Genomic DNA, 21,767 nt, shown 5'->3' with positions numbered 1-21,767 from the left:
ATATGCTATCTAGGAAGAATACTGGCTGTTGAAGAAAAATTGGCCTTACTGACAGCAGTAGGGACAGGAATCTGTGGAGCCGCTGCTGTTGCTGCGGTCGCGCCAACGATTAAAGCGAATCAGGATGAAACTGTGGTATCTGTGGCGAGTGTTGCTGTTTTGGGGACCATTGGCAGTATTTTATACATTCTGTTAAAACCGTTTCTGGGGTTAGGTTTAGATGAATATGGTATTTTTGTGGGATCAACCTTGCACGAAGTAGCCCATGTGGTAGCAGCATCTCAGCCGGCAGGTGAATCTGCGGCCAATATGGCTATTTTAACCAAACTCGGTCGGGTGGCACTATTAATTCCCGTTACTCTTGGGATTAGTCTTTGGTTTAACATGAGGGATGCAAGGAAGGAACAAAGCGCCGGATCGCAGGGCTTGTCAATTCCCTGGTTTATTTTCGGCTTTTTAGGCCTGAGTTGTCTCAACACCTTTGGTTTAATTCCTCATGATCTTACTTCTGTGATGCTTCACATCAGCAGTCTACTTATGATAATGGCGATGGCAGGCATGGGACTTAGCGTAGATCTTGTTATAGTCAAGCGCATGGGAATAAAGTCGCTGTTTATCGGATTTATTGGCTCCCTGGTTATTTCAGTTGCCGGCTTATTAGCTGTTCGCACCCTACATTTTTAAGGTTTTACAAAACCTTTTATGAAAGACGAACTAATTACAGAACGCTTTTCAAAACGGGGCGATGACAGATAATGTTCAAACAAACAAAAAGAAAGATGCAATGGGTGAAGGATGTAATATTTTTTTTACGGTGGCGGCTATCGTCACGGCATACACCCGGATGTTCCTTTTATCTGACATGCGACAGGCGTACCGGGAAAATCTCAATTATTCCGACACGGATTCGTTAAGTTACAATCCCCTGGTTAAAGGTATAAGTCCTTTTACCAAGGGGTTTGATTTTTGTTTAAAAGCGCCGGTTCATATAAAATAACTTGGTGTGTCTGGAAGGAATTATGATAATTAAAGAAGAAAATTTGGGCTTTAGTACCTGAAAGCAAGAGTTGCAAACAATGAAAGTTTTCCGGTTTAAGCTGGTTTACATACTACCGGGTCAACATCAGCGTTGATGGCGGCGTACCTTATGAAGAACCCGTTCTGGTGCCTGCCGGCGGTATTAAAACGGCCATGGTTTTTCTTTGGTAATACGTTATTCCGTATCTCATTTCCATGGTTTGGGCGAAATGGAATAATTGTCTTACCCACCCTCCCTTCCCGGAAATTGCAATTTATTAATAATCACTCCTGCATTTTACCTGAGGCCTAATCCCCGGCGCTTCTTTTTGATTCGATCAAGTATTGTTTCTGCTGCTTTAACAGAGTCCTCTTCATAAATTAATTTACCGCCAAATAGACCATCAGTGGTAACCGGGAAGTCTTGTTTTGAGGATGTAAGTACATTGACTACAAATTCTGAACCGGTAACTTGTGGGTTTACACCAACATGTACGTCCACTCCGTTGGCCAGGAAGAAGGTACCAATAGCCAATGCTTTAGGATGATGGGTTTCGGGGCAGGAACCCGCCACCGGTAAATCTTTGACACTTACATTCAAGTAGTTAGCCAGTGCGGTTAATAAATCGGCAATACGGGAATTATCAACGCAACTGCCCATATGAAGAGCCGGCGGCAAAGCAGGAAGTCCGTTGGCTTGTCCTATGGCAGTTAATACCCCGCGCAAACCATCACCGCAGTATTTTACCCCTTCCGGTGACATCAAGCCAAATTTGGCCAGCGAGTGGGCGGAACACCCGGTGGCAACAACCAGTACGTTATTTTTTATTAATTCCATGGCTAATTCCACGTTGTACTTATCCTGTTTTTTACGGGGGTTTGTGCAACCAACAAGAGCAACCGCTCCCACAATTTCTCCACCGGCAATGGCATCAACCAGCGGTTTTAGAGGATCACCCGCATTGACGGATGAAAGGGCCTCAATTATTTGCTCTACTGAAAAACCAGCATAAGCTTCAGTAACTTCTTCTGGTATGTCAATCTTATTCGGATCACGTTTTTCAAAGTTGTCAATGGCACGTAATACAATTTCCTTAGCTGCCTCGTCCGCTGTTTCGGTTGTAAATTCTACATGTGTAGCACCGGAAATTTTTGCGTAAGGCAAGGTAGTTATTAGCTCGGTATGATAACAACTGGCCACTTGCTGCAAACCAGGCATAATACACTGAATATCCACCACCATGGCTTCCAGTGCACCTGTAACAATGGGGAGTTCCTGGCTGGCGTAGTTAGTAGCTACAGAAATACCCTTGCGCATAAGCAATTCGTTTCCGCTGCAACACACGCCAATTACATTGATACCTTCAGCGCCAACTTTTTTAGCTTCTTCATTCAGTTTATTGGCCCATTCAACAACTTTTTCAGCCAGCAGGGGGATATGGCCGTTTACCGAGATGTTCACCTTTTCTTTCTTGATTACACCTAACCGGTACTGAGTTTTAACTGTTCTGGGGGAGCCGAATAATATGTCCTGAAGGTCGGTTGACATGTGTAATCCCGCATATCCGTCTACTAATCCCATGGTTATTGTGCCTAACAATAAGTTGGCCGGGTCTGCATCACCACCCATAACCATGCGGGCTATCCCCTTTGCTATCTCAAGATGTGCGTTAACAGGAAGCAATCCCAGTTGTTGCCAATTTTTATAGGACTTTTCGTGGGCGTGTAATTTTAACCAGTTAAGGGTTCCGGATTGTTTTTGAAAATCCTCCAGCGCTTTATGAGCTACTTCTTTAACCAGTTCGTTAACATCCTTACCATCACATGGGGTACCCAATCCCCTGGCAATACTGTTCAACTTGGCTTGATCCTGAATAACATAAGGAGCTTTATCCTCAACTATTTCAATAAGTGCATGAGCTATTTCCCTGGCATGTTCTGCATGGCTGGATACACCTTGAATAACAGCATTAAGGAAGTTCCTGGAAACTATAGTATCAACATTGGCACCGCAAACCCCCAATTGGGGACCTTTACCATTGGGGGCTATACGACATGGTCCTTCCAAGCAAAGTCGACAGCAAACACCTGTGGAACCAAAACCACACTGTGACATTTTTATCGCCCTGTCAAATGCGGTATCTATTCCCTCTTCCCGGGCTTTGACAAGTAGTTGTTGAACCCCGGTATCCATAGTCAACTCATTTACATCCGGCTTATTTCTCACCTGTAAAACCCCCTTGTTTGTCCCTGATGTATGTCAATGTCAAGTGTAGCATGGTCTTAAGGGGGTTTCCGTAAAGTATTTTACAAATAGACAATTAATTTCGAAATTTTAGTTTTTGTTATTTAAAGAAGTTGGTTACTCCTTCCAGATCCTTAACTATTAAAGTCTTTTTCTTTATTTCTATCAACCCGGCACTTGAAAGCTCTTTTAACAGAGTGGCCAGGGTTTGCCGACTGCTGCCAATCATACTTGATATCTCCTCCCGGGTAAAGTCAAGAGTTATTAATATGCCCTCATCTGTAGAAGTACCGGATTGTTGGGCCCATTCCCTTATTAAGGAAGTCAATCTTACTCCTGCTTCTTCGAATACCAGGCTTTCAATCACATCTATAGAACCTTTCAGTGCATCCCCTAACACTGTAACCAGGCCGAATACTAAGCCAGGCACGCTGATAAGCATATCCTTAAATACATTTATGGGGATCATAGCTAACTTTACAGCACTCAAAGCCTGACCAAAGGCTCTGGTATGCCCGCTATAAACATCTCCCGGCTGTAGAACGGATAGAGTAAATTCTTTTCCCTGGGGATAACTTAAGAAAATACGTACTTTTCCCTTTAAAACCAAAAAAATGGACTTGGGATATTTTCCGGGAGAAAATATTATTTCTTTTCGTTCAAAGCTGTATTCCTGAAAAAATTCCTGGTATTGTCTAATATTATTTAATTGTACCCCTTCGAATAAATCCATTCCCTTTAATGCATTACCTAATTCCTTAATAATATCACCTCGTAATTTAAATCTTATGAGTTTAAAGCCTCTATAATAATTTTTTATTAAATTCTGCTCAAAGTCCTATATACCTATTGCACTTACAAACAATAAACATTCCCAGATAGTGTTCGATATAAAAATGAATTATACCTTTACCCAAATTGCGGTAAAAAATTTTTTCGTTTAAATATTTCCACATACTGCGGCATTATAAACCTCCTACTTTTAAGAAAGCCCCATCTTGAAATACCTCCGAAACACGTAAAATAAAACCCTTCCTAAAAAGCAGGTGCAGGGTTTTTGTAAAAAATATATAATTTATGCCCTATAGATTTTTACAGGGCATAACATTTTTGTGGAAATAACAATCAACAAGCAGCTAACGAGCATGCTTACCGCCTATTGTGGCCCGGTTGCGGCCCTGCCGTTTTGACTCCAACAAAGCCATGTCGGCCTGTTGCAGTAATACCCGCATCCGTTCTTCAAGGTTACCGTTACCGTTATCCGGTTGCCATACCGAAACCCCAAGGCTTACTCCTATCTCCAATCTCCCTAATGGAGTAATAAAAGAATGCTTGTTCACTTTTTCAATAACCCTTCGGGCAAAGGAAAGTGCCGCATCCTCATCCGTATTGGACAAAATAACAACAAATTCATCTCCTCCATAGCGTCCCACCACATCGGATACACGGGCAGTTGTTTTAATCAACTTGGCCACGTCACTGAGTACAAGATCCCCGCAGGCGTGCCCGCAGTTATCATTGATCTGCTTAATTAAAAGGCCCCAATAGAATTGTCGCCAGTGCTGCCCCTAAAAGATGTCCGGAGGTACCTCCTGCAATCGGAAAGTTGACCATCTGGGCAGCGAAAATAAATGCAGCTATAATTCCTAATTTCGGTATCAGACGATCGTTTAAAACTTCCCTTGATTTCTTTACACTATAACCTAATGCACCTGCACTGAATGCGTAGGTAGTGACCCAAGTTTTCACGTCCAAAAATCCATCCGGTATATGCACTATATCAACCCCTTTTCTTTTAGAATTAATAATTAGTTTCCCTATTACCTCATTGAATATCTACTATAGCAACTCTCATTTATCACCTTCCTTCAATAAAAAATAAAACCACGAAGTAACCCCCTGTTTCGTAAAGGGCTATACCTTCGTGGTATGTGTTAAAAAGAAAAACACTTTCTCAATTCATTTGATGGTTTCTTTTATCGGTATTAAAATATATTTCTGTTTAATTTATAATTTTTCCTTCATAAAAAAAGAAATTTGTTTAAGTTTAAAGCCTGGATTTGCTCAGAACAACGGATACCAAAATGGCTCCCAACGCTCATTAAAAGCTTAAAACTTTCAGTTGCCTGAACGTCTCCAAGAACTGGCTACAGGGCTGCTGGTTAGGCATTACCCTGGTGGGACTTTTACCCACTAGAATTAGCGATCTTGCCCGGCCGCACTACACAAAGCTTTTTACGTTCTCAAATGAAAAGAACCTTTCTCTTAAAGGGGAATTTACTTCCGAAACCAAATCTGTAAATAATTTAACCAATTTCGGATCAAACTGGCTACCGGCACACCTATTGAGTTCCTCCAAAGCTTCTTGCCGGCTAATTGCTCTTTTATATATCCGGCCACGGGTCATAACATCGTAGGCATCGACAATTGCTATTATCCGTGAGTTAAGCGGTATTTCTTCTCCCTTTAATCCTCTTGGATATCCGGTTCCGTCCCACCGCTCATGGTGGGATAAAATAGCATCAGCTATATGTGCCAGTTCGGGAGAGGATTGGGCAATACGAAAACCTATCTCGGTGTGTTTTTTTATGATTTCCCATTCATCCTCTGTTAACATGTCTTGTTTCATAAGAATACTGTTCGGGATTGCAATTTTTCCAATATCATGCAATGCTGCCAAAAGAGCCAGCTCATCTAACTGGTTATCCGATAATTCAAGCTTTCGCCCCAACTGTAAAGCCAACTCCTGCACATGACGTGCATGTTCTTCCGTTTCATGGGTTTTCTCCTGCAGCGTTTTCGTCAGGGAGGAGATGATGGAGCTGCGAACACTCTTGCTCCTGAATAGCTTGTGCCGGTACATTCTGTCCTCGGCTTCCCTGAGTATTTCTTGTATATCCTGTCCAGGTTCCTCTTTGGTTGCAGCACCTAAGGCAATGCTAAGCTGTATGGGGTCTTTTTTGGCTTCCTTGCAGGCTTCTTTTATTCGATTACAAACTTCTATAACGGCATTCTTAGGGGTTCGTGGTAAAAGGATTGCAAACTCATCTCCGCCCCAGCGGGCAACAATATCTTCCTTCCGGCAGGAATCTTTCAATATACGGGCTATCCTTCTTAACAGCATATCCCCTTCGTGGTGGCCAAAGGTATCGTTAACCAACTTCAAGCCATTGACATCTCCCAGAATTATGCTCAAGGGCAACTGCCTTTTGGTATCCAAACGCTTCAGCTCTTCTTCAAAGTATGCCCGGTTATAAAGCCCGGTCAGTTTATCGTGAAAACTTAAATATCTGATTTGTTCCTCCACCTGCTTGCGCTCGGTAATATCCTGGACCTGCACCATAAATCCATAACGGGCACCTTCATTTGTTTTTAAAGGAGTTATGAGGCAATTAAGAAAACAAGTTCCTGATTTTATTGTCTTATACAATGCCATTTTCTTTACTATATCAAAATCAAATTCCGCCTCATACCTCACGCTTTCACCTTCAAGGAGTTTCTTTTTTGCTTCATCCGGAATATTGGGGTCATCAAAAAGTTTAAATCCTTTCATTTCCTCGATATCGGATACTCCAAAAATGTCCAGGCAGGCTTGGTTGGCATCGATTAATTGGCCACCGGCATCGTACAATTCGATTCCAATTGGTGATTGCGAGTAAATGTTTCTAAATCTTTCTTCGTTTTCTCGCAGTGCCTCTTCGGCTTGTTTTTGCTCGGTAATGTCCTGCGCGCTGCATATTACATATTCCACGTTTCCGTTCGAATCGAAGCCGGGGGTTCTTACAATGGATAACAGACGTTTCTCTCCGCGGCCGTCACAGACCAATTCTTCCGTTTGGATCTGCTGTTTTTCCTCGAAAACCCTCCTGTTTCCTTCAATATAAGCCATTGCTTCCTCTTTCGTGCCGGCAACTTCAAACAGGCTTTTATTCTCCAGTTCTTCTTTTTTCTTTCCCAAAAACTCCGCGTGAGCTTTATTTGCTGCTCCGTACGTTTCTGCATCCTTTAAGTACCAAACTTGAATCGGGATACTGTCCAGGAGCAACCGTTGTTCCCTGGATTTCTCTTTTTCCAGTTCCCGCTGTTCCCGCTCTAAACGCTTAACCCTTAATATCTCTTCAATGCGGCGGGCAAAAATGGTATACAACCTTCTATCGCGCTCGGAGAGAGGAGAAGCCTGTTCCAAATACAGTAATCCCAACTTTCCCTTTTCCAGGTGATATAAAAAAGAATTATCCACCCTTTCTTCAACAGCCCTCCAGATATCGCTTTCCTTTTGGAAACCCCAACGTCCCAAACATTTTCGGCCATCCCCTTCACCGGTGAAGAGGGCTAGGCGGCGGACTCCGAATAGCCGGGTTGACTTTTCAATTATTTCAGACATTAATTCCTCTTCCCGCTCCGGAAACGAAAAGGAGGCAATATCGTATAAAATAAACAGCTCGAATGTGTTTAGATTTACGGACACCTATTACCACCCCGCAGCTACAACTATGGACTTGTTATGAAAGTACGGAATACCGGAAAAAGTACCTACTTCCCCAAATGTGAGCATGCCCATCACAGGTATGTCCGGCCCTATAACTTCCATGACCGCTTTCAATTCGCGCTTAAACTCTTTTCCCATTAACAGATAACGGGAAACGCAGTCAAATAAAAATAATATCTTTGGAAGTTTTACGGTATTTACGGCTGTTTTAGCCACTTCTCCGGCAGCGGTGATCAGGTTATCGAAGGTACCTTCCGTCAGAGTTACCACGGTGCTTTGCGGAACCTCCGTAACAAAGGTTATGCTGTCATCTTCTTCAATTTTAAGGGGATCCCGGATAAGGAAATTGCCACCCACACAGGGTATGGCAAAGGGATGCTTCATACCGTAAGAAGGAAAATTTATCTTATCAAAACCGCCCAAGCATTCCGAGTATACCTCGAATGCCGGACGTCCATTAATCTCGTAAACTTTTTTGCCCTCCGCCTTAGTAATTACCATAGGCTGTCCCGCGGGCTGCCAGCCGTGGCCTATCCCGATTTGAAAATTAATCCCCTTGACAAGAGCAATTGCAAGGGCATTACTTTTAATTCCCTGGTCAGTAAATTGGTGGGTTTGAAAAGACTTGAGATTATGCCCCGCTCCCCCGCCGATATAGATGAAGTCCGGTCCCAAAACGTTATATATTCCTCTCAGGAGCTCGGAGAGGTTGGCAGCGAATCCATCCGGAAATACAAAGACCGTCCCGGAGTCAATACCGCTCATACGCAATTTTTTACCTGCCTCTTCTCCGCTTTTCCAGGGAGATAGGGCAATATTTTCTTGCAAGCACGTGACAGCTTGAATCTCAGAACCACTGATCGTACAAATTCCTACTCCTTTCTCCAATACCCCAGCATTGGTAATAATACCGGAAGTACAAGCCCCTATTAATTTGGATTTACCTATAACCTTCTTGACAGCTTGAAATACCAATTTTTGATTATAATTTTCAGTACTAAAGAGAAAGGTTATGGCAGGTTCTCCACTTTGCTTGACGGCTTGTTCAGCTGCTAATCTTCCCGCCAGGGTTGAATTATTTTCCTGGTTATAACCAACGCCCACCTGCATATTATCCCCCCCCCGATAAACCACTTTATGGTGATTATTGTAAAACATAAAAAAGAAAGAAAGCTAGGTACGTAGACATAACTTTCTTTCTTAAACTAAAACTTTAAACTAAATTGTTAAACTAAAGTAGCCAAACTAAATAATTAAGCTATTTTACTACATTATATTTTTCTGCCTGCAAAAAAGCAACTACCATTTTTTGAAATTTTACCAAATTACTAAAAGGTATCTTACTCTTCAATTTTGAGAGTTTGCTTTACTGTTTTATTTTAATGTTTACATTAGCACTTTCTTTCCTGAAAAATTTTTTTGAGCAAAAATGCCAGTACACTGAAAGAGAACAAAATTAAAAGGCCAAAAACAAATGTCCTGGCACTACCTACCAGCATGTCACCGGCATAGGAATAAACCAGTGTGGCTGGTAACTGGCCAATCCCGGTGGCCCAAAAAAATTGCCAAAAACCCATTGAAGTCAAACCCGCAGCGTAGCTGACCACGTCAAAAGAAATGAAGGGCAGCAAGCGAGCAATCAAAATTGCATACTGGCCGTATCTCTCAAAAAATTCATCCACGCTCTCCAATGCCATTTTGCTGGTGAGACTTTCTACAACCTCCCGGCCGTAAAACCGCGCGATAAAAAAGCATACCGCAGCCCCGGCCATGGCACTTGACCAGGACAGAGCCGCCCCTTTTACCCAGCCGAAAAGTCCAGCGTTGGCAAAAGTTAAAACAAATGCCGGCAGGGGGGCTGCCACTGATTGGAATATCATTAAAAAGAAAGAAACCACCGGCGCCCATATGCCGAATGATAAAATGTAACCTTTAATGGCTGAGATATCCACCATGGTAAACAAAAAAACAATTCGTTTAATAAAAATCTGCAATGGCTCTACCGTTAGATATAGTAGCGTCAATATTATAACAATACCTATTTTTACCAACCAGCCGGTTCTCTTCTCCATATTTTATTGTCCTCCATAATTTTACCGGCATTGGGGCTTAAATATTTGCGAAGGTCCGTCCAGAATGTCCCACCCTGCTTCGCTGAGGATTTCCCTACATTTTTTAACTGAATAACCCCTGTTTGTTTCTGTCTTTTCATCGGTATCTCTGGGGTTTGATCCATTTTCGGCCCATAAAAGGCTTGCGCCGGCCATGGCCCCGATACCGTTTGGCTCGTGGGTGCAGTTCCCCGGTACCCGGTACCCCATGGCCAACCGTACCACCGCCAGTATATGAGCCATTCCAGCCTCGCTAACCATACCTTTCTTTGCTAATTCAGTTCCGGGTATGGAAATTCTACGAGCGGCCCCACCGAAAACAGGTGCCATTTCCCTGGCTAGCCGGGTCTTTTCCACTAGTTCCTCCAGTGCATGCTCGGGGCCTACAGGTTCCACACAAGTCCCCACCAAAAGTCCGGCCTTTTTGGCGGCCCGTACTGTTTTCAATCGTTCCTTGGGATCAATGTCCGTCACGGTTCCTTCGCCCAAACGAATGGCATGATAAACTCCGGTAAACCCTGCTTCCTTGAGAGCCAAGGCCCCGGCCTCATCAAAATCTCCCACATTAGCAATGAAAACCGTTTCCGGCTTTAGGGCCGGTTTTACTTGTTTTGCAATATTGATAAATTCCTCAAACTTAAAATTGGCAGTCGCCATAAGGTAAATAGCATTGGCACCGTCTTGTTCGAACCTTTGACACCGCTTAATAATTTCTTCCGGCGTTAACACCTTGAAATGCTTAAAAACCCTGTTGGTGGCTGCAAAGGAACAAAACTGGCAATTCTTGGGACATGGTCCAACATTGATACCTACTTGAGCGTGAACTTCAGCTTTGCCCTCCAAAGTAACCTCGCTCATTTTTCTGGAAGCATATTGGATAAAATAGGACTCTTCCGACACAGCAGGTACAGTAAAAAGTTCCTTTATCTCTGGAACTGTAATTTCCTTACCGTTCAAAGCTCTATCGACAATTTCTTTAATATTAGTATCCAATTCCATCTTCCTTTCCGTTACTGCCTATCATAGATTTCCAGCAGATATTCCGCCAAGCGAAAAGACAGCATGTTTTTAAGATTATGTTCTTTTCTGCCCGATTGAACATATGCAACCAAGTCCTCCCACGTATCGATGTCTCGCTTTACGGGCAAAAATGAAACTTTCAAATTGTTATTTTCCGCTGCCTTCAGTGTTTGTTCCAACACGCGGCCCGAACCCCAGGAAATTCCCTGAAAAAGCACCTTGTATGCTTTCTTAAGGCCCAGCAGGTAGTAACCACCATCTACAGCAGGACCGATAACAACATCATGCTGAGCCAAATTTTCGGCGGCAGACAACAGTAAATCCCCTGCCAAACCCGGTAAATCCGAGCCCAGTAAAATAACCCGCTCATAACACCGTAAAACCTCGGTTACCGCGTGATGCAATCTCTCCCCCAGGTCCTCGCCGTGCTGCTGCCTGAACGTAAAGTATCCTAACTGCAGCAACTTCAATTCCTCAAAGCCATGGGGCATTTGCCCCGGAAATTCTAAAGCAAATTCCTCCCGGCTACCCCCGGTAAAATAAAGAATTGCTTTACAACCGGTACCCTTTAGAATTTCATGTAGGTCGATCAAACAAGCCCTGTGGAATAGGGCGCATTCTTCAGCAGATAATTTTCCATGCAAGCGACTTTTGGTTTTACCGGGCCAAGGAACTTTACTAAAAATCACAAAAGCCGTCTGCATGACAAGCCCTTCCCCGAAGATTGATAAATATCAAGCAGTTTTCCTGGAGATATGCCCAGGGTATATAAAGCTTTTACCATTTGCATTTTTAATAGAGTTCTAAATAAACCGTTTTGACGGAAACGCCGGGTACTGGTAGTGATTTTGCCCGGTATCATACCGGCTCTTTGATAGCGGCGCATACAATGGGAAAAAGCCAGATCCTCCAAAAACGGAAAATCCGGGAACCCGCCGGCACGGGAAAACAAATCTTTTTCACAAAAGATCCCCTGGTCTCCGTAGCAGCTGGAAAAAAACTTTACTCGTAAGCGGGATGCTATTGCTACCAGGTTGAAAAAGATTGTCTGCTCAGTGAAAAACAGGGTACAGCATCCCCAACGGTATCCGTTTCTGACTGCCTTTCTAATATCATTAAAAACCCTCATCTCTACAGTAGAGTCCGCATGTAGAAAAAAGAGGATATCCCCCGTTGCTTTTTGGGCTCCCAAATTCATCTGTGTTCCCCGGCCGGGAGCGCCGCTCAAGCAATTAACCGCATGTAAACGACAGATTTCCAGGGTGCGGTCCGTACTGCCGCCATCAACGACGATAATTTCAATGCCTTGCACTTGCCCGAGGTTTTTTAATAAAGCACCAATATGTGCTTCTTCATTGAGCGTTGGTATAATTACGGAAATTTTGCTCTGTGCCACGGATAACCTCCTCCCAGACTTCCACCATCAGCGTCGCCGTATTTCCGGTGAGGATTTTGCAACCTTTTTTTCCGATTCTTTCCCGCAACGGCCTATTGCTGCAAAGTACCCGGCAGCATGAAGAACCGAATTGTTCTTTAAACCTGCGGTACAAGTAAGGTGCCAGTTCTTTACCCAGTGGATGTGGATATTTCCGGGACAATATGCCGGATATCATTACCAGCCCTACAAGGGCACCGCAGGAACAGCCGCTACCCATCCCTTCCCTAAAAAAAACCCCGGCCGCTAAAGTGTCGGGAGACAATTTCAGGCTCCAAACCTCATTTGCCGCCATCAAAACAGCCTCGCAGCAATTATGTCCTTTCCCCATGGCTTCTTTGGCAATATCAGACGCTTTCTGTGCTAGCATGATGTTTCCCCTCCCTTATTACACCCCAGCCAGAGAACACTGCCCCACAAACTGCATAAACTAACTAAAAAGGCAAACAATATGGATGCCGTAAAGGCAGCGGCCTGATTAACACCATAGGGGGCTAGTAAAAATACATAGGCACCCTCACGAATGCCATACCCGTTAATTGCGATGGGCAGCATAGCCACCGCAGCAGTGGCCGGAATGATAAACATTGATCTCCACAGGTTCACTTCCAAAAGTCCAAGTCCCTGAAAAATAGAATAGTTTACGGCAACATTGGTCATCTGAAAAACCACCGACCAGAGAAGGGACCAAAAAAGCGGCATTGGTTGTTTACGAAGCTGTTGGCCGTGCTTCATAAAACCATGAAGAAAGGCAGCAAGTTTTCCATTTTTCCTTGCCAGCCAACCAGGAACTTTTCCCCACATAAGCAACCCTGCCAAAAATAAACTGCCTGCCAACAGCACCCCAAATAGCATGCGCACTTTTATAAAGCTGGTTTCAAAAACATGTATAGACGCTGCCAGGCCTACTAATGAGAGGGCTATTGTAGCCAAAAGTCTTTCCATCACCACAGAAGCTGTTACCCCGGCCGCGTCTCCTGTGGTTTTTCCAATTTGCACTATCCGCATGGTATCCCCGCCAATGCTGGAGGGAAGAAAATTATTAAAGAAAAGACCGATCCAATAGGCCCTCCAAAGTTCCCCCCAGCTTGCCTGAAGCCCTTGCGACTGTAAGATTAGCCTCCACTTAACGACGCTCACGGCAACGGCCGTAACAACCCAACCCGCAGCCAACAGAAGCCAAGAAACATTGATCCGCAATATGGCGTTCCATACCTGGCACCATTCCACGGAATATAATAGCCAACTAAATAATAAAAGGGAAATCACGAGCCGTAAAACGAACTTCCAGTTTGTTTTTTTAGACATGCTTAACAACGCCTTGTCAATTTAAAATAACAGTTTTTGTTCACGTAATCGAAAAAAAGCAACCGGCTTTAAAAAAGCCGGATATAATTAAAACCTATTCATTAGGTTTTAATTATTATTCTGAACCCGTGGCTGTCCATTCAGGATAGTCCCAGCCGGCCCAACCTTTTTCCAGGATAAAAAGCCTGCTTTCCGGGAATCCCTTTTCTTGCAAGTATTGGTAAGTACGTTCTGCCCCGCCGGCACCACGGGGACAAACAATTACAATAGGTGCTTCATCTTTTTGAAGTTCAGGCAGCACAGCGTCCAGCTTAGCTTTATCTTCGTCACTTTCGACCGGGTAGGCGAATGTAGCGACAGAGCCCTTGATATGACCCTGTTTATATTCTTCCTCTACTTGAATATCCACGATATGTATAGGTTCCCCTTGTTCCAACATAGTCTTCAATTCTTCTGCTGTTTTATAATGGAAATCCTTTTTGGTTCCTTGTCCACCGCATCCCACCACAAGAATTCCTGCTGCTAACAGCATTGCAAACAAAAGGTAAAGCTTTTTAAACATTTCCAGCAACCTCCTTATTGAAAAATCCACCTCTAGAATACATAAAGATAATTTATTATTCAAATAAAACAAATTAATTAAAATGCTTTTATACATAAACATTTTTTATACTGATTAACCGACTAAAACAAAATATTGACTATTGTAATGCATAACAATCGAAGCTAACAAATTGCCTGCATTTCTTCCCGGGCGAGAAAGATTAGCTGATCATAACGCTTGTTTGGGATCGCTTGGACACGCTGGATTGATGCAAGAGGCAAGAGCTCCTGGGTCTCGAAGTGCTGCGCAGTTCAGAAACGAGCGGATCGCTGCCTAAATAGTGTGCAAAAATTTTAACACTTTATATGCGGGCACAAAATACCACGGCCAAAACGTGCTACGTTAGGTGTAATTGCTTCAACAAAGGCCGTACCATTCAGACTGAACCTGCACATCTACGTTGGATGCCCCCGAATTCATTCGGTGGAGGACATCACTTTCTACGAGGATTTCCGGGATGTCTCGGAGCGGGTACCGGCGCGCACCGGACCAGGTTGCCATAAAACCTCGAGGGCTAGCCTTTACCTTTAATTACCGCTGGCACTAATATCCTTTTCCGGATCTGGTCCGGTGTCGGTGCTCAGGTTTGGCTTTCTAATACTTGCACAAACTTCTGCACCAAGCGCGAGTCAAACTGGGTTCCAGCACACCTTCTGAGTTCGGCCACGGCTTCCTCGCGAGACATGGCCTTGCGGCAGGGGCGGTCGCTGGTCATGGCGCTGTAGGCGTCGGCGATGGCCAGGATGCGGCACTCCAGCGGAATCTCTTCCCCTTTGAGGCCGAGGGGGTAGCCCTTGCCATTCCACCACTCATGGTGCTTGAGTATCCAGTCGGCAATGGGAGCCAGGTCTGGCGCAGACTGCGCAATGCGGTAACCGATCTCGCAGTGCCGCTGCATTTCGCTGGATTCCTCGGGGGTAAGGGGACCCTTCTTAAAGAGGATGCGATCGGGTATGCCCACCTTGCCGATGTCGTGGAACTGGGCCAGGAGCCGCAGGTCGGTTACGTTACGTTCAGGCAGGCCGATGGCGATAGCTAAACCTGCCACCAGGTCCTGCAAGCGGTCCGAATGGCCTTTGGTGATGAAATCCCTTGCTTCCAGCGTTTTTATGAGGGCCTGGACGATGGCGCTTTTTGCACTTTGGCTGCGGTGCAGTTTTTCACGGTACATGTTGTTATCGGCTTCCTTGAAGAGTTCCCACATACTTGTAGATGTCTGACTGCTGACAACAAACCCGATGGATATGCTCAGGGGAAGTTCCGGGTTTGCTGCGTTATACTTTGCGGTGGCATCTTGAATCCTACGGCAGGCACTTTCTACAGTAGTTTCGTCGCTGTTCGGGAGCAGCACGGCGAATTCGTCGCCCCCGATCCGGGCCACCACATCGCCTTCGCGGAAGGATTTCTTGATCACATCGGCGGCCGCCAAAAGCAGCGCGTCTCCGGTATCGTGCCCCAAGGTGTCGTTGACAAGTTTAAGCCCGTCCATATCGCACACGATTAAGCCCACCGGGTTATAGCGGCCGCTTTCAAGTCGGCGCATCTCCTGCTCGAAGTAGGCGCGGTTATAGAGCCCGGTGAGAGGGTCGTGCAGGCTAAGGCATTTAAGCTGCTCCTCCATCAGCTTGCGCTCGGTGATATCCATAAAGTTTCCCAAGTTTGCTCGCCTTCCCTGGTACTGAATGGAAGTAACCGTTTCCATAATCCACCTGGTTTCCCCATATTTATTTATAATCCTGTATTCATAAGGGGAGGAACGCTCTCCCTTCAACATCTTTACAGCATTTTCCCTGACCACATTTCTGTCCTCGGGAAGGACAAGTCTCAAAGAATCCATGCCTAACAATTCATCTTCGCTACAGCCTGTATATTTCTGGAACTGGGGATTGACGAACTGAAACTTTCCGTCCTGGACAATGTAGATGCCAATAGGTGAACTACTGAACAAAGTCTTGAACAATACCTCTGCCTGCTTTCGTTCGGTGATGTCGCGGATGGCTGCGATAGCCCCAACCAGATTCCCGTCGCTGTCAAAGAGCGGTGAGGCGGTCGCCCACAGAAAGACTTCCTTCCCTTCAAATGCAGGCGGCGTAAAGACTTCGGCATAAAGTGTATTGCCTTTTTTTTCAACGTAATCATATTTTTGTTCGATCTCTCTATCATCCGCAAAGACAAGATCAATTAACATCGGCCTCTGCTTTCCATAAAAGGGTACGGTGTAAGCGTAATCACCCTTACCGATGATTTCCTCCTTACAAACCCCCGTCATTTCTTCGATGGCCCGGTTCCAGGCGATTACCTTCTTATCATGGTCGATGACAAAGGTGGCATCGGGGAGAAATTCGATTATATCCAGAAGTTGTTGATGAGCGGTGCGCAGTTTGTTCGCCAGTTTACGGTAACGCTTTTCGCTCGCCTGCAGCTCACCCTGGGACTGCTCCAGCGCTTTCAGCATCCTGTTGATCGCGCCGGCCAGGCTTGACAATTCATCCCTTCCTGTCATCGACACGCGCGCCGAGAGATCGCTACTTGCTCCAACGCTGTTGACACCGGCGCTGAGACGGACCAGCCGGGACAGTACCACCTTCTCTAAAAGCAGCAGGGTTACCACGCCAAATACCAAACCAATAACCAGGAGCGATAAGATAAAATATAGCACGCTGGCCCGGCCTTGCCCGTAGATTTCCCTCGGCATATCCACTCTCAATACAAGACCGGGATTTCCGTAAATGTCCTTTAACGTGGAGTACCCTGCAACAGATTCCGCGTCCAACGGCCGGACGAGAATCGGCGACTCTTCCGATAAAGCGGAAAGCGCCGCCTGGAAGTCGGGCGGTATCTGCGAATCGTTTAAACTGTGCATGGTGAGTGACAAATGTGTTTTCTCGCCCAGACGCACGATTTCTGCGGAGTCCAGGTAGCGTCCCATAATCAGCGCCCCGCGAACAGGACCACTTTTTTCGCTGGTCAGGATAGGTCTTGAGGCAACCAGCATGGGGCCTTCGGGAAGAAGAATGATCCCTGTTGTGCTGCTCTTTGCATCGGGGTGGTACACAAGGAGACTGTTGGCAGAAATGTGTTCCTTTAAACTTTTCGGAACGGGTATTTCTTTCCCGTTTTTTAAATCAAAACCCTTACCGAAGATAATTTGGCCGGAGGAGTTAATAAACAGCATAATGTTGAGATTGAGTTCGGTAAAAGTTTCATCAACGAGATTCGACTTGACATAGTTGTCGTTGGCATCCTCGATGAAGGCGTAGGTGTCGTCCCACCCGGCCCAGTCGGCGGTCAAGTGATTTAAATGGGAAAGGTCATCAGATAAGGCACTTAGAATACGTTCAACATTCCGGCGGGTATTCTGTTCCTCCAGTTCGGCGAAACTGTCCAGCAAGATTACTCGCGAGATGGCATACAAAATCAAAATCAAGCCTGCAAGTGTCACGCTAATAATGATTATTGTCTTTTTGCGCAATGTCATGGTTAGCCCTCCAATAGTTCGCTTCAAGGTATCCGGTAAATTAACATCCGCTCGCTTGCACTCGGTTTATATTCGATCAGAATCGGGTTTTCAAAACAAAAAGGCAAGCTGCTTGAAGTCATGTACATGCAGCCTGCCTTACAAAATACGACCATTTGTTATTTAATTCCTTTATTTTCAGAAAAATTCGTATTTTTCTGAAAGCTGTATAAGATCATTAAAGTTTATTTTAATTTTAATAAGTTCATAATTTATCAGGTTCAACCGGCCGCGATAAAGACGTTATATAACTCGAAAAATTACGGGTTTTATAACGTTTTTTACTTGCAATTTTTCTTTGCGACCTCTGTTAAATATTAAAATTACTCTTCTGGCAATAATGGACTTTTTCCAGGAAACATATTACCAAACGTATGTTTTTTTAAACACCTGAAAATTGTTCAAATATTACCAGGAAAATTATTATGAACTATTTCAAAAAATAACTTAAGAATTGCATAGTAATATCAATTGCATCTTACAGATTCAGTAAAAAAGAAAGGGGTTCTACAAATTGTATAAGCATAAGCAAAACCTTCTTATTACCCTTATTATTTTTTTAGTTTTACTTCATATTCTTAGCCTACATATTGAAGAAAAGTCACTTCCAACGCTACATAACATAAAGGGGAAAACCGTGGTTATCGACCCCGGTCATGGCGGTAAAGATATAGGCTGTACGGATGATAAAATTTCAGAGAAGAATATTACACTTGCTGTGGCCTATGAATTAGCCCAATTGCTGGAAATGGAAGGCGCTAATGTTATACTTACCAGAAATGGAGATTATCAACCCGGCCAAAAAATTTTTTTAAAGAGAAATAATGATATTGATGAGAGAATTGCTAAAGCAAAAGAAAATAATGCGGACATATTCGTAAGTTTACATGTCAACTCCTCCCCTAAAGGTAATAGAGCCGGAGCGGTAGCTTTTTACAATGAGGATACTAGGTTAGGAAAGCTTCTCGCACAAGATATTCAACGGGAATTAAGGTATATTCCCGACATGGTAAAAAGGACAAGCCGGCCCAGGAGTTATTACATACTAAACCACCTGGAAATGCCCGCGGTAGTGGTAGAGTTGGGTTATATAACCGCTGATACAGACCGGCAACATCTATCCGATCCCATGTACCATAAAAAAATGGCTCGATCAATTTGCAAGGGCATAAATAGTTACTTTAATAATTCCCACACTGTGGATATTTCAATGAATTCGGAACTACCCGTCTATGAGCGGAGTATTGTCGAGCCAGTAGAAAATGATAAATTACCTAACTTATACTTTGTACCCAAAACCAAAACCCGGCTCTTTATGGCTACCGAAGAGATGACACTTGACGATACGGCGCAGGGTACGGTGAAGGAACTGGCCCGGTCAGCACTGGAACAGCTGGTGGAAGGCCCTCGGCAAATCAAACAACTAAGTCCGTGCATACCGGAAGGTATTTCTTTTACAGATCTAAAAATATCGGGACCCCTTGCAACGGTAGACCTCGCGGTAACAAATGAAGAGCCCGGTTTTATGGGCAGCGAAGGGGAATGGATTGCGATCAGTTCAATCGCATGTACCCTTTTTGAATTCCCGGAGATACAGCAGGTTCAAATATTGGTCAATGGAAAAAAAAGAAAAACTCTGGCCGGTCATATGGATATTAGCAAGCCATTGACCCGTAAAAAAGCACCATTAAATAAGATCCCGGGAGGGATAATGGAAGGTAAAAAAGCAAAGGTGGCAATCGTAATCGATGATTTAGGACAAAGAAACCCCGAGGGATTAAAAGAAATGATTTCCATTGACAGGCCCATGACCTTTGCAGTAATGCCTAATCCGGAATATTCAAGCCGGCAGGCTGTGCAAGCAGCGAAACGGGGGTACGAGGTAATCGTACATTTACCCATGCAGCCGGTCAAAGGTAAAGCCAAATGGTTGGGTCCAGGGGCTATAACTTCTAACATGACCGCTGAAGAAATCCGCAATCAGGTCCGCCGAGACTTCGCCCAGGTGCCATATGCCACCGGTTTTAATAACCACATGGGTTCCCTGATTACCGCCCGGGAGGAGCTTATCCGCCCGGTGCTGGAAGTGGCCAGGGAAAAGGGATTCTACGTGCTGGACAGCAGAACTTCCAACCAGTCAAAAATTATCCCCCTGGCTCAAAGTATGGGTATTGCATACACCCAAAGGGATGTGTTTCTGGACGATGTAAAAAGCATTTCCCATATGAAGAAGCAGCTTGAGCTTTTGGCGGATGAAGCGCTGGCCAAAGGCAGCGCCGTTGGGATCGGTCATGTAGGTTTGGGCGGGAAAAAAATGGCCCGGGCCATCAAGGATATAATACCGGTAATGGAAGCCAAGGGAATTGAGCTTGTATACCTGTCTGAATTGCTGCATTAACCAAAGCCAACACCGGGAGGACAATATGAAACATATATATTTTGCAGTCCTTATATTCAGGCCTGGCCTCAGGGGGGCAATTTAAGTATGCGGATTGCCTTCCGTAATGGACTTCTTTTTGTTTCCCTAACAATTATGTACAAAGGGAAAACGAAGTCAATTGACAATGTTGTTATCGACACCGGTGCCGCATATTCAATTATTTCACCCGACGTTGTCGATGATTTGGGGTTAGTTTATGAGAAAGATGATACTGTTGTAACCAGCTATGGCATAGGTGGGAAACAATACGCATTTGTAAAGCAGGTTAAGCCCGGCACATAGGACCCCGAAGCAGGCGGCGGATGCTTTTTGCCCACGGCCGTGACCCGAAAGCCGACCCCATAGAAGGGCATGCACAAGGACCCGAAAGCTGGGCAGGGTGCCGGCTTTGCAGACCCCATAGCCATAACCCTAAACGCAAAGACGGCACTCTGCCCGACATGCAAGAAAGTTAATCAAAGCGCCAGGGGCCGGCCGGATCGCCGCAGAGAACCTACCTTAACATGCGGGAAAAATTTCCCTTGCCATCTCCTGCACATTTCATATATGGTTGAAGCGCTTACACGAAGGAAACTAGCGGCTTCTTTGGGGGTTAATGTTTGGGGTAAGTCAAAGTAAAGGTTGTCGTTTGGAGTTGCTGCAAGTTCTTTTTGTATGCTCGAAGAAACGGCCTCACCGGCCAACAACTTGGCCAGTACAGGTGCTGCTAAATGAATGGCGAATTCAATATAAGGCAATGCACTCTTGTAAATCCAGATCTTTTTCATCAATGATTGTGCCGTTGGGAAAAGTCCCTCTAACACGCTCCAAAAATCCTAATTTTTCTAGATGTTTTAGACGTTGCATTGTCTCCTCCAAGCTTATCCTCAATTTGCGACTTATAAACTTGGCGCAGTCTGCTTCAATATTATAAAGATATTGTAAAATTGTGAGATCTTTCTCTTCTAAAACATCCCAGTTCAACATCATTTGTTGCCCTTTCCAATATTATATTTTTTTCCTTTTAGTGGCTTTAGCTTCTTTTTCATTGTACTTACCCATAGTATATAAGCGAATTTTATGGCTACGAGGAAACTCTTTCTTGAGAATTACCTTAAATAGTTTTCTTAGTTTGGCTAAACTTACACGAAACTCGGCTCATTTTTCGCCGGGTGGCAGCATAGGTTCGTACATCATAACGGCGTGGTTTTCCGCCACCAATTCGTCCGCCACCAGATTATTTTCCCCATCGTAGATTTTGCGCCGGATTACGTTATGGCGCAAATAACCGCCCCACCACTCACGGGTTATACGGTGGCCGGCCTCATAAATTTCGTACCGCAATTGGGCCGGCCGTTCGGAGCGCCATTCACCGTGCAGGTGAGTATCCCCGACCCACACGAGAAGTTGAAAATCTGTGTTGGTGTCATTTCGAATTTGCAGGTCGATGTAGTTATACGCCACCGTTGCACCGCTGCCGAAGGGCTGGGTACGGTGCGAGTCAGGGAAAACATCATAACTGTGTCTCCAGCGTTCAGTAACGGTAAGAGGCGTATGCAACGTCATCCAGTATATGAGATTGGATAACTGGCAAAGCCCGCC

Annotated in this window: 20 protein-coding genes; 3 read left to right on the top strand and 17 right to left on the bottom strand. The window is 44.7% G+C overall.

Annotation, left to right across the window (positions count from 1 at the left end; genetic code table 11):
* Nucleotides 1-684: YeiH family protein (locus BM299_RS17230; protein ID WP_092487376.1), on the top strand; the 684-nt coding region annotated here is incomplete at its 5' end.
* Between the two features lie 631 nt (nucleotides 685-1,315).
* Here the strand turns inward: BM299_RS17230 and cooS are convergent.
* The 14 genes from cooS to BM299_RS17155 form a co-directional block, all read right to left on the bottom strand.
* Entirely contained in the window at nucleotides 1,316-3,211 is a 1,896-nt protein-coding gene (gene cooS / locus BM299_RS17220) for an anaerobic carbon-monoxide dehydrogenase catalytic subunit (RefSeq protein WP_092487373.1), read from the bottom strand.
* Nucleotides 3,212-3,362: 151 nt separating this feature from the next.
* Complete coding sequence (locus BM299_RS17215) at nucleotides 3,363-3,995, bottom strand: Crp/Fnr family transcriptional regulator (protein ID WP_092487360.1); 633 nt, start codon at nucleotides 3,993-3,995, stop codon at nucleotides 3,363-3,365.
* 403 nt (nucleotides 3,996-4,398) lie between these two features.
* The gene (locus tag BM299_RS17210) at nucleotides 4,399-4,785 is read right to left on the bottom strand and encodes a GGDEF domain-containing protein (RefSeq protein WP_281246390.1); all 387 of its coding nucleotides are present in this window, start codon (nucleotides 4,783-4,785) and stop codon (nucleotides 4,399-4,401) included.
* Between the two features lie 4 nt (nucleotides 4,786-4,789).
* Entirely contained in the window at nucleotides 4,790-5,038 is a 249-nt protein-coding gene (locus BM299_RS17205; protein WP_342741341.1) for an energy-coupling factor ABC transporter permease, read from the bottom strand.
* Between the two features lie 445 nt (nucleotides 5,039-5,483).
* Nucleotides 5,484-7,307, bottom strand: coding sequence for an HD domain-containing phosphohydrolase (locus BM299_RS17200; protein WP_165608410.1), 1,824 nt, complete (start codon nucleotides 7,305-7,307; stop codon nucleotides 5,484-5,486).
* Nucleotides 7,308-7,733: 426 nt separating this feature from the next.
* Nucleotides 7,734-8,861: an FIST signal transduction protein gene (locus BM299_RS17195; protein ID WP_092487352.1), complete on the bottom strand. Its 1,128-nt coding sequence runs from the start codon at nucleotides 8,859-8,861 to the stop codon at nucleotides 7,734-7,736.
* 281 nt (nucleotides 8,862-9,142) lie between these two features.
* Nucleotides 9,143-9,823, bottom strand: a complete 681-nt coding sequence (locus BM299_RS17190) for a TVP38/TMEM64 family protein (protein WP_092487350.1) — start codon at nucleotides 9,821-9,823, stop codon at nucleotides 9,143-9,145.
* A gap of 21 nt (nucleotides 9,824-9,844) precedes the next feature.
* On the bottom strand, nucleotides 9,845-10,855 hold the full coding sequence (locus BM299_RS17185) for a radical SAM protein (protein WP_425429500.1): 1,011 nt from the start codon (nucleotides 10,853-10,855) through the stop codon (nucleotides 9,845-9,847).
* A gap of 17 nt (nucleotides 10,856-10,872) precedes the next feature.
* The gene (locus tag BM299_RS17180; RefSeq protein ID WP_092487344.1) at nucleotides 10,873-11,586 is read right to left on the bottom strand and encodes a TIGR04282 family arsenosugar biosynthesis glycosyltransferase; all 714 of its coding nucleotides are present in this window, start codon (nucleotides 11,584-11,586) and stop codon (nucleotides 10,873-10,875) included.
* Nucleotides 11,568-12,278: a TIGR04283 family arsenosugar biosynthesis glycosyltransferase gene (locus tag BM299_RS17175; protein ID WP_092487341.1), complete on the bottom strand. Its 711-nt coding sequence runs from the start codon at nucleotides 12,276-12,278 to the stop codon at nucleotides 11,568-11,570. The genes BM299_RS17180 and BM299_RS17175 overlap by 19 nt, the downstream gene beginning before the upstream one ends.
* Nucleotides 12,235-12,687, bottom strand: coding sequence for a C-GCAxxG-C-C family protein (locus tag BM299_RS17170; RefSeq protein ID WP_092487369.1), 453 nt, complete (start codon nucleotides 12,685-12,687; stop codon nucleotides 12,235-12,237). Before BM299_RS17170 ends, BM299_RS17175 begins: the two co-directional genes overlap by 44 nt.
* A complete protein-coding gene (locus tag BM299_RS17165) occupies nucleotides 12,681-13,625 on the bottom strand; it encodes a lysylphosphatidylglycerol synthase transmembrane domain-containing protein (protein WP_092487339.1) in 945 nt (314 codons plus the stop codon). The genes BM299_RS17170 and BM299_RS17165 overlap by 7 nt, the downstream gene beginning before the upstream one ends.
* Before the next feature lie 115 nt (nucleotides 13,626-13,740).
* A complete protein-coding gene (locus tag BM299_RS17160) occupies nucleotides 13,741-14,187 on the bottom strand; it encodes a rhodanese-like domain-containing protein (RefSeq protein WP_092487336.1) in 447 nt (148 codons plus the stop codon).
* 622 nt (nucleotides 14,188-14,809) lie between these two features.
* A complete protein-coding gene (locus tag BM299_RS17155) occupies nucleotides 14,810-17,707 on the bottom strand; it encodes a CHASE4 domain-containing protein (RefSeq protein ID WP_092487333.1) in 2,898 nt (965 codons plus the stop codon).
* A gap of 676 nt (nucleotides 17,708-18,383) precedes the next feature.
* Here BM299_RS17155 and BM299_RS17150 point away from each other — a divergent pair.
* Together BM299_RS17150 and BM299_RS17145 are read left to right on the top strand one after the other, a co-directional pair.
* A complete protein-coding gene (locus tag BM299_RS17150; RefSeq protein WP_165608409.1) occupies nucleotides 18,384-20,144 on the top strand; it encodes a divergent polysaccharide deacetylase family protein in 1,761 nt (586 codons plus the stop codon).
* An 87-nt stretch (nucleotides 20,145-20,231) separates the two neighbouring features.
* Nucleotides 20,232-20,468 carry an aspartyl protease family protein gene (locus tag BM299_RS17145; RefSeq protein ID WP_092487327.1) on the top strand — a complete coding sequence of 79 codons (237 nt, stop codon included), beginning with the start codon at nucleotides 20,232-20,234 and terminating at the stop codon, nucleotides 20,466-20,468.
* Between the two features lie 173 nt (nucleotides 20,469-20,641).
* Here BM299_RS17145 and BM299_RS17140 read toward each other — a convergent pair whose 3' ends face one another.
* From BM299_RS17140 to BM299_RS17130, 3 genes are all read right to left on the bottom strand, one after another.
* On the bottom strand, nucleotides 20,642-20,989 hold the full coding sequence (locus BM299_RS17140; protein ID WP_245779837.1) for a helix-turn-helix domain-containing protein: 348 nt from the start codon (nucleotides 20,987-20,989) through the stop codon (nucleotides 20,642-20,644).
* Nucleotides 20,910-21,152, bottom strand: coding sequence for a DUF2250 domain-containing protein (locus tag BM299_RS20515; protein WP_425429501.1), 243 nt, complete (start codon nucleotides 21,150-21,152; stop codon nucleotides 20,910-20,912). The genes BM299_RS17140 and BM299_RS20515 overlap by 80 nt, the downstream gene beginning before the upstream one ends.
* Nucleotides 21,153-21,323: 171 nt before the next feature.
* The coding region (locus BM299_RS17130) for a VanW family protein (protein WP_165608408.1) at nucleotides 21,324-21,767 on the bottom strand (444 nt) is incomplete at its 5' end.

The sequence above is a fragment of the Desulfoscipio geothermicus DSM 3669 genome (assembly GCF_900115975.1).
Taxonomy (GTDB): domain Bacteria; phylum Bacillota; class Desulfotomaculia; order Desulfotomaculales; family Desulfallaceae; genus Desulfoscipio; species Desulfoscipio geothermicus.
This window is presented reverse-complemented; position numbering and strand designations above follow the sequence as displayed.